This window comes from Pseudomonas sp. BN414 (assembly GCF_029871275.1).
Taxonomy (GTDB): Bacteria; Pseudomonadota; Gammaproteobacteria; order Pseudomonadales; family Pseudomonadaceae; genus Metapseudomonas; species Metapseudomonas resinovorans_C.
The window spans coordinates 96,782-110,281 of record NZ_SSOL01000050.1 but is presented as its reverse complement, the minus strand read 5'-3'; the positions used below and the strand labels follow the sequence as shown (position 1 = coordinate 110,281).

Below are 13,500 nucleotides of genomic sequence, written 5' to 3'. Positions count from 1 at the left end.
TACATGGCCGGCTGGGCGACCAAGATCGAAGGCCAGACCATGGACGTGTCCATCCCGATCCCGCCGGGCTCGCGCTTCACCGCCTTCGCTCGTCGTGAGCCGGTGGGCGTGGTCGCTGGCATCGTGCCGTGGAACTTCCCGCTGATGATCACCACCTGGAAGGCCATGCCGGCGCTGGCCACCGGCTGCACCGTGGTCATCAAGCCCGCCAGCGAAACCCCGCTGACCGCCCTGCGCCTGGCCGAACTGGCCTTCGAAGCGGGCATCCCGGCCGGCGTGTTCAACGTCGTCACCGGCGGTGGCAGCACCGTGGGTAACGCCCTGGCGTCGCACCCGCTGATCAGCAAGGTGTCCTTCACCGGCTCCACCGCCGTGGGCAAGAGCGTCGGCGTGGCCTGCATGGAGAACATGACCCGCTTCGCCCTGGAGCTGGGTGGCAAGAACCCGATGATCCTGCTGGCCGATGCCGACGTGGAGAAGGCGGTGCAGGGCGCGCTGCTCGGCGGCCTGCTGAACAACGGTCAGGTCTGCGCCGCGGCCTCGCGCTTCTACGTGCACCAGTCCATCTACGAGCCCTTCGTCGAAGGCCTGGCCGCTGCGGTGAAGGGCCTGTCCATCGGTCCGGGCATGGACCAGGACGCGGCGATCAACCCGCTGGTCTCGCGCAAGCAGCAGCTGAATGTGCTCAAGCACATTGACCTGGCCCGCCAGGAAGGCGCCCGCGTGGTCGCCGGTGGCGAGCGCCTGGAAGGCGACGGCTTCTTCGTTCAGCCCACCGTGCTGGCCGACGTGAACCACGAGATGACCGTGTCGCGCGAGGAAGTCTTCGGCCCGGTGCTGTCGGTGATCCCCTTCACCGACGAGGACGCCATGATCGAACTGGCCAACGACAGCGTGTACGGCCTGGCCGCCAGCCTGTGGACCAACGACCTGTCCAAGGCGATGAACCTGGTCCCGCGCATCGAGGCCGGCACCGTGTGGGTCAACGCCCACGTGCTGCTGGACCCGAACATGCCCTTCGGCGGCGTCAAGCAGTCCGGCATGGGCCGCGAGTTCGGCCGCGCCGTGATCGAGGCATACACCGAGCTGAAGTCGGTCTGCATTGCCCACTGATGCGAAACGCTGGCGGGCCTCGGGCCTGCCAGCTTCATTTCAGGCTGGAAAAAGCAGGGGAAGTTTCGCTTTCAGACGAAGATGAACGATCAGAGCCCGCGCGCTCACTCTTTTGAACGTTGGGATGCGATGGCCAGTTCGATCTCGAACAGCAGTTGATCAACCGTTGCATCCAGCGCCCCCGGACCGGTCAGGTCAGCCGTGTTCACGCCCGTAATTCGCGCCGCTTCACGGGTCTTCTCGTTCCTCAGATAGACGTCGATCAGGTGTTTGCCAGTGAACTCACACTGCACCATGAACCCAGGTAGCGTCTCGGAAATCTGCGTTTGTAGTCGTTGCTGGAGCCTCTGCTTCATCGGTCCTCCAGAAGCCTCCGCTTCCACTTCGCCTTTGAGCCGGTTTCAGTCGCCTTTGGTGAGGATAACGCTCAGAGCGCTCTGCGACGTCTTACCTGCCAAACGGCACTAACGGGTCGCCCCTTCCCCTATCAAATGAACAGTTCCTGCATTGGCGCAGCCACTCAATGCGCGACTGCGAGCTTGCCGGAATGGCCATGGAAGACGCCGATGGCCTTCACCACCCCGAAGACGATGAGTGCAACACCCAGGGCCTCCGGAACCGTGGGCCAGCGGTGATGGAACAGCAGCCCCAGGCACGTGGCGAAGACCATCTCCAGGGACAGCAGTTGGCTGGCGAGCGTTATGGGGAGACGCTGGGACGCCAGGGTCCAGGCCCACGCCCCGCCCATCGAGGCAACGGCAGCAAGCATGAGCGCCGGCAGGTACAGATGGCTGATGGCGCCCACTCCCAATCCCAGCTTGGGGGCGTTGAACAATTCCATGCCTGCTCCGATGGGGATGAACACGAGAGTTTGCAGCCCCCCTCCGACCATCATCATGGCGGTCCAGACCCAGGCGTTCATGCCGGGGCGTTTCATCAGGGCACGTTGATTGGCGAGTCCGAACCAGATCCACAGTGCCACGGCGGCGACGGAAGCCCCTATTCCGATAACCAGCGAGGTATGCGAGAGCCCTTCAGCCTGGGCAACGCTCTGGCCATTGACCAGGAGCAGTCCGAGCGCAGCCAGTCCAAAGGGCACCTGAAGCAATCGCCAGGAGATTCCACCCTGGACATTCCCGCTGATGGCCAAAGCGACGGGCACCAGCCCCAGAAAGGCAGGCGCGATGACCGGGCCCGCATAGGTAGCCGCCAAGACAACCGCCATGAAGTACCCAACATACCCGATGAATCCCAGCCCGGCGGCAGTCAGCCAGTCTTTCCAGTCAAGCCTTCGGCAAGATTCGATATTGGCCAGCAGAATCACCGCACCAATCAATCCGGAGATGATGTATCGGCAGGCCGCAAGATCGAAGATCGAATATTCGCCGATGAAAAGTGGCGCGACGAAGTTCATCGACCACGTGAGGGAGGCGAATGTCGCGGCAGCAATGCCAGTCGTGAATGTGGGTTTCATCGCTACGCTCTCGGATGGATGTGACTGCATGCCGGATCGTTCTTTCTCGACCCGGCAGATCGGCGATCCAGGTCCCGCCGGACGCATTCTCTGACCTGTACGAAAGAATTGGAATTCGTTGAATTTTCCAGAGACCTGTTCCATAACGGAACAAAAAAGAGGCTCCGATGGACAGGTACAGCGACATGGCAATCCTGGTTGCAGTGGTGGACGCAGGTGGTTTTTCGCCGGCCGCGCGCAAGCTTGGAATGACCCACTCGGCTATCAGCAAACGCGTTCAGCGGCTGGAGGATCGGCTCGGTATCCAGCTGTTGTCGCGCACGACGCGGATGGTGGCACTGACGGATGCTGGGGAGCGGTATGTGCGCGAAGCACGGCCGATACTCGCGGATATCCAGGCCCTGGAAGCTGCCGTGCTGCTTGATTCCGATGCGCCACGGGGCATGTTGAGAGTGACCTCTTCAAATGCCTTCGGTCACCACCATGTAGTGCCTGCCGTCGTCGACTTCATGCGGACCTACCCGGATATAAAAGTGAACCTGACCCTGACGGACGCCATTGTCGATCTCAGGCACGAACGCATCGATGTCGCGATAAGGAGCGGCGCGGTATCCGACCCAAGTCTGGTTGCGCAGAAACTGGCATCGAATGAACGCATTATTTGCGCCTCCCCTCGCTACCTCGAGTTGCATGGAGTGCCGGCCAGGCCTGCCGATCTCGCGGAACACCTGTGCTTGAAACTCAACTTTGAAAGCCGGTTCAACGATTGGGAGTTTCGTTCCGCGTCGAACCGGGAGATTCGACTGGAAGGAAGTTTCTCCTGCAACAGTGTCGAGGCCATTCGCACCCTATGCCTGGCCGGTGCAGGGATAGCACGTCTGCCAGAGTTCATGGTGCGCGACGACCTGAAGTCCGGCCGTCTGGTCGCGCTGCTACAGGATATTTCACGGGCGTCAGACTCCGCCATCTATGCGCTGAGGGCTCCAAGCAACTTCGTCCCGGCCCGGACGCGGGCGTTTATCGACTTCCTGTCAGACCGGTTCGCTTCGACGCTTGAGTGAACGTTTTTTTGTAGGGGCAGCAGGACGCAGTCCTGTCGTAGGTTGGTCCGAGGAACGAGGCCCAACGCCTGCGGACACTCCGTCCGTTGGGCTTCGCTGCGCTCTGCGCCAACCTACGAGAATTCGGTGCCGACGTTCGAGTCCGGCGTGTTTCCTATGGCGGCGAATTCATTCGCCAAGCAGGACGCAGTCCTGCCGTAGGTTGGCCAACGTTGCAGCGCCGAATGTTGGTGGATGGAAAAAGCACCATCCACCGTACGGGCCGGCCCCGCCGGCCATTCGCGAATGAATTCGCTCCCACAATGAATCGGTGCCACCTGCACGGGATGCAATCAGTTCAGCGTCTATATTGAGATGCGATACCGACGCAATCGATATCAATAGCGAAGCGTTGGCGTAGAGAGAATCACCGGAATACTTTCAGGATGACGAAGCATGGGTGACTTGTTCGACGCCGTTTTGCTGGGATTGCTGGCTTTGTTGCCATTGATAAACCCACCTACCACCGTGGCGCTTTTTCTCACCCTTTCACGGGGACTTACTCGGGAAGAAAAGAACAAACTGGGATTCCTCACGGCACTTAATGTCTTTCTCATCATGATACTCACCTACTACATAGGTGAACTGATCATGGATGTTTTCAATATTTCCATACCGGGCTTGAGAATTGCGGGCGGAGGAATTCTGATAATAATTGGTGCAAAAATGCTTTTTCCTCAACCCGTACAACCCTCCGCCTCTGGCAACGGCGAAGCAGAACGAGCCAGTTTCGCGTTCGTTCCGCTGGCCATGCCCAGCACGGCTGGGCCGGGCACCATTGCTCTGATCATCAGCGCTTCGGCCACCATCAAGCACAGTACGAACTTTCCGCACTGGGTAATACTGACAGCCCCGCCGTTAATCTTCCTTTCAACGGCGCTGATACTCTGGGGTTGTTTGCGGGCTTCAGATCTGATCATGAGGATTACCGGTCCGTCAGGTATTGATGCTGTATCGCGCATCATGGGATTTCTGCTCGTATGCATGGGCGTTCAATTCGCCATCAATGGCTCGATAGAAATCGTACAAACCCTCATCAATAACAACGTGCAACTACTTCGCCATCCATGAACTCAGTCCACCAGCGACCATGTTCGCATCGCCATCGCATATCCATGTCAGGAAATAACCTGTCGAATCTTCAACCCGTCGCTACACTAAAACTGCTTTCGACAGCGGAGCCCTGCCCACGGGAGCGCCAAGTAGCCGTATGGAACAGATCCCTCCAGACCGGGCGAAGCTGTCACTTCGGAGATCCAAAGAGCAGTGCCCGGCTGCGGGGCGCGAGTTGAAGCGAACCAACTCCAGCAGAGAGTCAAGCAGTCTGTTCGGTGGCGTGGACCACTCGAAGGGTCATGCAGTGCGGTTAAGACCATTTCTTGCTGGCCGGCCATTCATTTGCGCAATGCCATTTCGGCAAGGAGCTTTTCATGGTCGACTCAACCAGCAACATAGACCTGGGCAAGCAGGCGGAGCCCGGTAAACAGACGGAGGTCGCTACCTCCAGCGACAAACTGAAGGTGGGCGCGCTGATCGCCCTGGTCGTCGGCTCGATGGTGGGCGGTGGCATCTTCTCGCTGCCGCAAAACATCGCTAACAGCGCCAGTGCCGGGGCCACCCTGATCGGCTGGCTCATCACCGGGGTCGGCATGCTGATGCTGGCCTTCGTGTTCCAGACCCTCGCCAACCGCAAGCCCAAGCTCGATGGCGGGGTGTATGCATACGCCAAGGCCGGATTTGGCGACTACATGGGCTTCTCTTCGGCCTGGGGCTACTGGATCAGCGCCTGGATCGGCAACGTCAGCTACATGGTGCTGCTGTTCGGCACGCTGGGTTTCTTCTTCCCCATATTCGGCGAGGGCAACACCCTGCCGGCGATGATCTGTGCGTCGGTGCTGCTGTGGTTCCTGCACTTCCTGGTGCTGCGGGGAATCAAGGAAGCCGCCTTCATCAACACCCTGACCACCATCGCCAAGATGGTGCCGCTGGCGCTGTTCATCGTCATTGCCGCCGTGGCCTTCAAGATGGACGTGTTCAAGTCTGACTTCTGGGGCGCCGGTAACAGTGACCTGGGAACGGTGATGAACCAGGTCCGCAACATGATGCTGGTCACCGTCTGGGTATTCATCGGCATCGAAGGCGCCAGCATTTTCTCCGCGCGCGCCGAGAAGCGTAGCGATGTCGGCAAGGCCACCGTGGTGGGCTTTGTCGCGGTGCTCCTGCTGCTGGTTCTGGTGAATGTGCTGTCCCAGGGGATCATGGCCCAGGCTCAGTTGGCCGGCCTGAAGAACCCGTCGATGGCAGGCGTGCTGGAAAGCGTGGTCGGCCATTGGGGAGCCGTCCTCATCAGCGTGGGGCTGATCGTCTCCCTCGCCGGTGCGCTGTTGTCGTGGACCCTGCTGTGTGCCGAAATTCTGTTTGCCAGTGCCCGCGATCACACCATGCCGGAGTTCCTCCGCAAGGAGAACGCAAACCAGGTCCCGGCCAATGCCTTGTGGCTGTCCAACGGGCTGATCCAGCTGTTCCTGATCATCACCCTGTTCAACAGCTCCACCTACCTGAGCCTGCTGTACCTGGCGACTTCGATGATCCTGGTGCCGTACTTCTGGTCCGCTGCCTACGCCCTGCTGCTGGCGTTCCGTAACGAGACCTACGAACAGGCACCCGGTGAACGCACCAAGGACCTGGTGATTGCGCTGGTCGCCGTGCTCTATGCCGTCTGGCTGGTCTACGCAGCAGGCGTGCAATACCTGCTGCTGTCGGCCCTCCTCTATGCACCGGGCGCCATCCTGTTCGCCAAGGCCAAGCGCGAGCTGGGCCAGCCGGTGTTCACCGGGGTGGAGAAGGTGATTTTCCTGGTGGTACTGATCGGCGCGCTGATCGCAGGCTACGGCCTCTACAGCGGCTTCCTCAGCCTCTGATCGAGGACGGTCCATGGCGGACTAAGCACTGTGCCGCCATGGACCCACCGGAGGCGCAACGTCATTGGCTATATCTGCGTTAGCTGTTCCTTGTAGGAGCTAGCTTGCTAGCGAAACGGGGCCATTCGCTGGCAAGCCAGCTCCTACGGTCATTCGCCAATGGCGTTGCGGTCCGGCTGTTCCAACTGGTCCAGCAGCGCCAGGGCCTGGTCGAAATCGAATGAATCCACTGCCTTGGCCACCCGTCTCAGGGTGTCTTCCCCCGGCCGACCTCGAAACTGGTCGCAGATATCCGTGATGAGTTCTTCGGCAGCTGTATCACTTTGCGCCAGGCAGTGCCGGAGGCGATCGAACAGGTCGGACAGCCGGGCCTGGTCGCTCTCGTTGGAAGCACCAGTTGACTCCGGGGCATTGTCGAGGGCGGCGAGTCCCTGAACGACACTTGCCAGGTCGGTCAGCAATTCCCCCAACAAGGTGTCGATACGCTCGGCCGGGGCGTTCTGCCGGCAGGCCTGCTCCAGCCGAGCAGCTGACTCCGCCACCCCCACCGCCCCGATATTCGCAGCGCCCCCCCGCAGGCTGTGGGCGGCGCGCTGGGCGGCGGTGGGATCATTTCCGACTCGCGCTTCTTCGAAGACGTTGGCGAAGTCCCGCTGACCGTCGCGAAACTTCAGCAACAACCGTTGATAGAGGGACAGCTTGCCGCTGCAGGTGGCGAGCCCTTTCTGCTGGTCGATGCCAGGCAATGCAGGCAGGGTCGACTGCACCGTGGCAGCGGTCTGCGTGGGGGCCAGAGTGCGCCCCTGGGCCGGGGTGATCCAGCGCGCTAGCGTGGCGAACATGGTGTTCAGATTCAGCGGTTTGGCGATGTGATCGTTCATGCCCGCGTCCAGCGCCAGTTGACGATCGGTAGCGAGGTTGTTGGCGGTCATGGCGATGATCGGAATGCTCGTCAGTTGTGGCCGCTGGCGAATCGCACGGGTCGCCTCGTAGCCATCCACCAAGGGCATCTGGCAATCCATGAGAATGCCGTCGAAGCGCTGGTCGACCGCCAGCAGATCGAGCGCCTCCTGGCCGTTGCTGACCAGCACGGTCTCGATGCCGGCATCCGTGAGCACCTCCACCGCCAGCTCCTGGTTCAGTGGGTTGTCCTCCGCCAGTAGCACGCGGCTGCCGGCGAGAGCCGCCTTGGCGCTCTCGGTCTGGCCGTGGCGTTCGGTGCTGCGGGTCTCCGTTGGGGACTCGCCCCCCAGCACGTCGTTGATCGCTTCCAGCAGTGAGGACGGCGTCACCGGTTTGGTGAGCACGAAATCCAGCGTTACGCCCTGCACACGGGCGGCATCGAGGGCGTCCTCCCGCCCGAAGGCGGTCACCATGATAACCGCCGGCACGTCCCCGCCACCGTCGTGCAGCTGGCGCACGGCTTCGATGCCATCGATTTCCGGCATCTTCCAGTCGATCAACAAGAGCCGGTAAGGCAGCCCTTTTTGCGTGGCGCGGTTCAACAACTGCAGGGCCTCGTGACCGGTGCGCGCAACGTCCACTTCCAGTCCGAAGCTGTGAGCCATGGTGCCGAGGATTTCCCGGGCCGAGGCATTGTCATCGACCACCAGCACGCGCAATCCCAACAGTTCTTCAGCACGCATGACCCGCCGTGGCCGTGCGTTTTCCTGGCGGCCGAAGCGGGCGTGGAAATGGAAGGTCGAGCCACGTCCAGGTTCGCTTTCCACCCAGATCCGGCCGTGCATCAGTTCCACCAGTTTCTGCGAGATCGCCAGCCCCAGGCCGGTGCCGCCGTATTTGCGTGAGGTGGACGAGTCGGCCTGCATGAAGGACTGGAAGATGCGCTCGCACTGCTCCGCCGTCATCCCGATACCAGTGTCCCTGACCCAGAAGTGCAGCTCGACGTCCGTCCCGGCGGCGGCAACCTGCTCGACGCCAACCACGACTTCCCCGGTTTCGGTGAACTTGACCGCATTGTTTCCGAGGTTGATCAGTACCTGGCCGAGACGCAGCGGGTCCCCCAGCAGCGCAGTGGGCAAGTCGTAGTCGAGCTGGAACAACAACTCCAGCTGCTTCTCCTCGGCCTTGAAGCCAACCACGCTGGCGAAGTGGTCCATCACATCTTCGAGTCGGAAGCCGATTCGCTCGACGGCCATCGCCCCGGCCTCGATCTTCGAGAAATCGAGGATGTCATTGATGATGCCCAGCAAGTTTTCCGCCGAGAGGTTGATCTTCTCCACGTAGTTGCGCTGCTTGCGGTCCAGCTCCGTCTTCAGGGCCAGGCAGCTCATGCCGATGATGACGTTCATCGGCGTGCGGATCTCGTGACTCATGTTCGCCAGGAAGTGACTCTTGGCTTGCGTCGCTTCCTCGGCCAACTGCTTGGCGCGGAGCATGGCCCGTTCCGCTGCCTTGCGTTGGGTAATGTCGATGAGCCAACCGAGAACTCCAAACTCGCCGCGATACTGCATCGGCAGATAAGTGGCGAGCATTTCGCGTTCGCGTCCCTGGCTGTCGTACATCTGCACTTCGCGTTCGTAGTAGGGTGCGCCAGTCTGGAGCTGGGTCCACACATCGTCCCGGTCTAGCAGATTGACGTAGAGCTGCGGCACCATGTCACCGACGGTGAGGCCGAAGGTTTCGACGAACCTCGGGTTGGCAAAATGGATCTGGCCCTGGGTTACGAACGCGACGCTCACCGGACTGCGGTCCAGGATGCTCTTCAGGCGTTCTTCGCTTTCCAGGATCACAGCCTCCATGGCGCGTCGTTCGCTGATGTCACGGACCGACGCGCACACGCACAGTTCATGATTGTGCAGTTCCGGCAGCCTTGAGAGGCCGATTTCCACCGAGAACTGGGTGCCGTCCTTGCGCAGTCCCTGCAGGTCCGTGTTGGTGCCACCCATCTGGCGGGTATGCCCCTGCTCGAAGTATTGGTTGCGCAGTGGCTCGTGCCTGGCCCTGGAGGCTTCTGGTACCAACTGCTCTACCCGGACACCGATCAGCTCGCCGCTGCCATAACCGAACAATTCTTCCAGCTTGGGGTTGGCGAGAATGATGGCGCCGCTTCGATCCACCACCATCATGCCGTCAGGCGCCGACTCGATGATGCTTCGATACCACGCCTTGGTGGTCTGGATGATTTGCTGCTGCGCCTCCATCTGGGCAGCCTGCTCGCGGGTTTCAGCCAGCAGTTGGTGGGTGCGCAAGGTGCGTTCCAGTATTTCCGCGCTCATCACCAGCAGCGGAAGGAGTTCGTCGAGCAGGCTCTGCTGATTGGGTTCCAGCGGACGGAAGCTGGCCAGCTCCAGCACACCCAGCAGGCGTTCGCCGCGCAGCAGCGGCAGGATCGTCACCACCGCTGGCGCCGCCTCGCCCAGGCTGGAGTTTATGTGCAGGTAGTCGGCCGGAGGCTGCTCCAGTGTGATGGTGCGCCGTTCCTGCGCGCACTGGCCGGCCAGTCCTTCGCCCAGACGCAGATGGCGCGGAGGCGGTGATTGGGTGGAGCCTGCATAGCACCCCAGCAAGATCAGGCGATGATGGGTTTCGTCATGGCCGTACGCGGTGGCGCTTCCAATACCCAGCAGCGGCGCAATGGCCCCGAGGAACCGCTCGCTCAGCTCAGTGAAATTGCTCGCCGATTGCAGGTCGCGGCTGATGGCCGCCACATGGGTCTTGAGCCAGCGCTGGGCCGCCATCTGCTGGGCTTCCGATTGAAGCGACAGGAGTGCCCGGGAAAGTCCGCCGATTTCATTGGGGTAGTCCTGGAACGGAACCTCGACATCGAGATTTCCGCTGCTCAGCGCCTCCAGCGTCTTGCGCAGGCTTTCGGCCGGCCGACGGATCGACCGGCTGATGAGATAGCCGAAGACGATGCCGCCGAGCATTCCAAGCACCAGCAACCACGAGGTCAGCTGCACGCTTCGATCGAGCCGGTCGGCTGCCGACGCCACGCCGATGTCCGCCCCTTCGCGCTTGATCCTGGCCATCTGTGTAAGCGCTTGGGCGGCCGCGGCCCCCGCTCGTAAAAAGGCTGGCGAGTCGATCATGGCGCTGGCGGCAAGCCGCGTACTTTCCGCGCTGCGAGAAGCGCTCGAAACCTGTAGCTCCAGCACTTTATCCAGCTGTCGCTGGTATTCCGCAAAGGCCATGTCGAAACGGAGGAGGTTCTGCTGATTCTGCGCGCGGAAAATGAGCGGTCGCGCCAGCTCCATCTCGCGGTCAAGCAGCTCGATGGCAGCGGTCAGCTGTCGCCGTGCATCGGATCGCTCCTTGTCATCGCTGGCCAGCACCGACTGGCGCAGGTGCAAGCCAATTTCCGCGAGCGCGACGCGGGCGGAATCGATATGGACCAGGCCCAGCATGTCCTGTGAGTAGATCTGGCGGATTTGCTGGTTCTGCAGGTATTGCACACGCAGGCTGTACAGGCCCAGAAACAGCGCCAGCAGAAGAATCCCGCCGAAGCCGAACTGCAGTTTCAGGCGCAGGGGCAAACGCTGCAAAAAGTCGAACGGAGGCATCATCTGAATTCGCCTTTATGAGCAGGCCGCCAGACAGGGTGGCTCGGGTAACGCAATCGACTGTGTCCGAAAGCGCCTCACACGGGTGCGCTTCACGCCCCTCTGCTGGCCTTGGCCTTCAAATCCTGCTCACTGTCGGCGTAGCGCTCGGCGATGGCCTGGAACTGCTCCTTTATCGCCAGGAAAGCGTCGACCACATCCGGGTCGAAATGACGACCCCGCTCCTCGCTGATCAACGCGACAGCGTCTTCATGGCTGATACCGGGCTTGTAGACGCGACGGCTGATCAGCGCGTCGTAGACGTCCGCCACCGCCATCAGGCGTGCCGATAGCGGAATCCGGTCGCCTGCCCTGCCCTCGGGATAACCGCTACCGTCCCATTTTTCCTGGTGGCCATAGGCGATTTCCTTGGCCAGACGCAGGAAGGGAACCTCCACGCCGAGTTGATCCTCGGCACGCTGCAGGGCATCACGGCCGAGCGTCGTGTGCGTCTTCATGACCTCGAACTCTTCCATCGTAAGCCGCCCCGGTTTGAGCAGGATGCTGTCTGGAATGCCGATCTTGCCGATGTCATGAAGCGGTGCTGATTTGTACAGCAGGCGACGGGTATTCTCGTCCAGCTCAGCGGCAAAACGAGGGTGATCCTTCAAGTGCTCAGCGAGCGCCTGCACGTAGTGCTGGGTGCGCCGGATATGGTTACCGGTCTCGTTGTCGCGGGTCTCGGCAAGGGACGCGAGAGCCTGGATGGTCACGTCCTGAATCGCGATCACCTCCTGGGTGCGCCGGGCGATCTCCTGTTCGAGGAAGTCGTTCTGATCGCGCAGAAAGTCGGCCGCCGCCTTGATCTTCAGGTGGTTATCCACCCGCAGGAGAACCGTGGGCGGATTGATCGGCTTGGTGATGTAGTCGACCGCGCCAAGCTCCAGGCCGCGAAGCTCGTCCTCGACCGCTCCCTGGGTGGTGAGGAAGATGACCGGGATATCACGGGTATGCGGCTGCGCCTTGAGTTGGCGGCAGACATCGAAACCGGAGAGGCCCGGCATCATCACGTCAAGCAGGATGAGATCGGGCTTGTCGTCGCTGCCTGCGATCTGCAGCGCCTTGTCTCCGTCGCGCGCAGCCTTGACCCGATAGATGACTTTCAGCAGGTCAGCCAGCAGGGTCAGGTTGTCAGGGGTGTCGTCCACGATCAGGACTGTGGGTTTTTCGCCAAGACTTGCCGGATTCATCTCCATTTCTCCCCAAGTGGATATTGCCCTGCGTCTTCCATCCGTACTCCGGAACCGGCGTGCGAAGTCAGTATAGATAAGCGTTCGGTTATTCCAGGGATTTGACCACGCGCGTGCTGTCCGCCCTTGATCGATATGCCCGCAGCCCCCGACCGGACCTGCCTGGCCAGGTTGGCGGGGCTCGGCGTCAGCCATTCATCGACACGCTCCCCGGTTTCTGGCCGTTGAGCCATATTAAGAATCCCGCGCGTCTGCGTTGCGCCCTGCAGGAGGCCGCCATGAATCGACGAGACTTCCCCGGGCATGCTGCTTGGACAGAGACCCATCTCAATGGTGATCACGTTCTGGCATTCATCGCCATCAAGCCGCATCACCTCGATATCGAACCCCACCTCCACCAGGTGTATGACCGAACGCACTTCAAGCGACGGACGGATGCTGTGCTTGCTGCCCGGGACGCACTTAGCAAGTTGCTGCACATCGATGAGGATGGCTGTCCTGTATTCAGCTCTCCCGAGTGTTGAGCCGACGTCTCGGCAATCGCTGTTCCCTTTACGGGTTGAGGAGACCCACCATGAACACCGTCAACGAAAATCGGGACCTTGAAGTTCGCTTTGAAGAGTTGATGCCGGGATTTCACTGCGTCGTGACACGTCAAGAAGATGGGGCGATAAACCTGCAGTTCGAAAGCCTCGCCAGCCACCACATGATCGTGCTGCCGGCCCTGGAGCCAACGCTCTGGGATACACCGGAAAAATTGCAGAACCTGTGCAAACAGATTGCAGAGGAATTTGCGATTTTGTGCGAAGAGTCACCTCCAACGGATGCCCCCCTTACGTCGTACCAGATGAGAGACGGACTGATGGAGAAGCTGAATACGATCCTGGACTCGCTGCGCGGGCACGCGTAGGAGGGGACGATTCAGTTCGGATTGAACCGTAGGGAGCTGTGCGCACCGACTTCAGGGTCAGCTTCGATACCCTGTCAAACCGCCGGTGCGCACGGCGCACCCTACCGGCTTTGCCGTTCGCACTTTCCTCGCCCTCACCGCTCGCCCTTTCTACAAAAATCCCGAACGCCAGGCTGATCCGCTCTAGCCCGGCCCTTTCCTCGCCCCATCAATCTGCATCTTCAGCAGCG

The 13,500-nt window shown here is 61.0% G+C and carries 10 protein-coding genes; 6 read left to right on the top strand and 4 right to left on the bottom strand.

From position 1 onward, the window contains the following. Positions 1–1,113 (top strand): aldehyde dehydrogenase family protein (locus E8E95_RS10120; RefSeq protein WP_280349706.1); only part of this gene is annotated, 1,113 nt, incomplete at its 5' end. 104 nt (positions 1,114–1,217) lie between these two features. Here the strand turns inward: E8E95_RS10120 and E8E95_RS10115 are convergent. Together E8E95_RS10115 and E8E95_RS10110 are read right to left on the bottom strand one after the other, a co-directional pair. After that, a complete protein-coding gene (locus E8E95_RS10115) occupies positions 1,218–1,469 on the bottom strand; it encodes a hypothetical protein (protein ID WP_179061918.1) in 252 nt (83 codons plus the stop codon). Between the two features lie 164 nt (positions 1,470–1,633). Then, positions 1,634–2,587, bottom strand: a complete 954-nt coding sequence (locus E8E95_RS10110) for a DMT family transporter (protein ID WP_280349705.1) — start codon at positions 2,585–2,587, stop codon at positions 1,634–1,636. Positions 2,588–2,772: 185 nt separating this feature from the next. Between E8E95_RS10110 and E8E95_RS10105 the strand changes: the two genes are divergently transcribed. From E8E95_RS10105 to arcD, 3 genes are all read left to right on the top strand, one after another. Further along, entirely contained in the window at positions 2,773–3,648 is an 876-nt protein-coding gene (locus E8E95_RS10105; RefSeq protein ID WP_280349704.1) for a LysR family transcriptional regulator, read from the top strand. Positions 3,649–4,083: 435 nt separating this feature from the next. Beyond that, positions 4,084–4,758 (top strand): MarC family NAAT transporter, encoded by a 675-nt coding sequence (locus E8E95_RS10100; protein ID WP_280349703.1) that lies wholly within the window; start codon positions 4,084–4,086, stop codon positions 4,756–4,758. Positions 4,759–5,117: 359 nt separating this feature from the next. Next, entirely contained in the window at positions 5,118–6,608 is a 1,491-nt protein-coding gene (gene arcD, locus E8E95_RS10095; protein ID WP_280349702.1) for an arginine-ornithine antiporter, read from the top strand. 149 nt (positions 6,609–6,757) lie between these two features. On the opposite strand, the gene E8E95_RS10090 is transcribed toward arcD, so the two are convergent. Further along, positions 6,758–11,134, bottom strand: coding sequence for a response regulator (locus tag E8E95_RS10090; RefSeq protein ID WP_280349701.1), 4,377 nt, complete (start codon positions 11,132–11,134; stop codon positions 6,758–6,760). An 89-nt stretch (positions 11,135–11,223) separates the two neighbouring features. After that, positions 11,224–12,360: a two-component system response regulator gene (locus tag E8E95_RS10085; RefSeq protein WP_280349700.1), complete on the bottom strand. Its 1,137-nt coding sequence runs from the start codon at positions 12,358–12,360 to the stop codon at positions 11,224–11,226. 278 nt (positions 12,361–12,638) lie between these two features. Here E8E95_RS10085 and E8E95_RS10080 point away from each other — a divergent pair, with 278 nt between their 5' ends. Together E8E95_RS10080 and E8E95_RS10075 are read left to right on the top strand one after the other, a co-directional pair. Beyond that, positions 12,639–12,884 (top strand): hypothetical protein, encoded by a 246-nt coding sequence (locus E8E95_RS10080; RefSeq protein WP_077527273.1) that lies wholly within the window; start codon positions 12,639–12,641, stop codon positions 12,882–12,884. Between the two features lie 50 nt (positions 12,885–12,934). Then, positions 12,935–13,270: a hypothetical protein gene (locus E8E95_RS10075; protein WP_280349699.1), complete on the top strand. Its 336-nt coding sequence runs from the start codon at positions 12,935–12,937 to the stop codon at positions 13,268–13,270. The last annotated feature ends 230 nt before the right edge of the window (positions 13,271–13,500 follow it).

What these genes read in the sequence shown, in the direction of transcription:
- E8E95_RS10085 (WP_280349700.1), bottom strand. Translation starts at nt 12,360, where the DNA reads ATGAATCCGGCAAGTCTTGGCGAAAAACCCACAGTCCTGATCGTGGAC.
- E8E95_RS10080 (WP_077527273.1), top strand. Translation starts at nt 12,639, where the DNA reads ATGAATCGACGAGACTTCCCCGGGCATGCTGCTTGGACAGAGACCCAT.
- arcD (WP_280349702.1), top strand. Translation starts at nt 5,118, where the DNA reads ATGGTCGACTCAACCAGCAACATAGACCTGGGCAAGCAGGCGGAGCCC.
- E8E95_RS10075 (WP_280349699.1), top strand. Translation starts at nt 12,935, where the DNA reads ATGAACACCGTCAACGAAAATCGGGACCTTGAAGTTCGCTTTGAAGAG.
- E8E95_RS10090 (WP_280349701.1), bottom strand. Translation starts at nt 11,134, where the DNA reads ATGATGCCTCCGTTCGACTTTTTGCAGCGTTTGCCCCTGCGCCTGAAA.
- E8E95_RS10100 (WP_280349703.1), top strand. Translation starts at nt 4,084, where the DNA reads ATGGGTGACTTGTTCGACGCCGTTTTGCTGGGATTGCTGGCTTTGTTG.
- E8E95_RS10115 (WP_179061918.1), bottom strand. Translation starts at nt 1,469, where the DNA reads ATGAAGCAGAGGCTCCAGCAACGACTACAAACGCAGATTTCCGAGACG.
- E8E95_RS10105 (WP_280349704.1), top strand. Translation starts at nt 2,773, where the DNA reads ATGGCAATCCTGGTTGCAGTGGTGGACGCAGGTGGTTTTTCGCCGGCC.
- E8E95_RS10110 (WP_280349705.1), bottom strand. Translation starts at nt 2,587, where the DNA reads ATGAAACCCACATTCACGACTGGCATTGCTGCCGCGACATTCGCCTCC.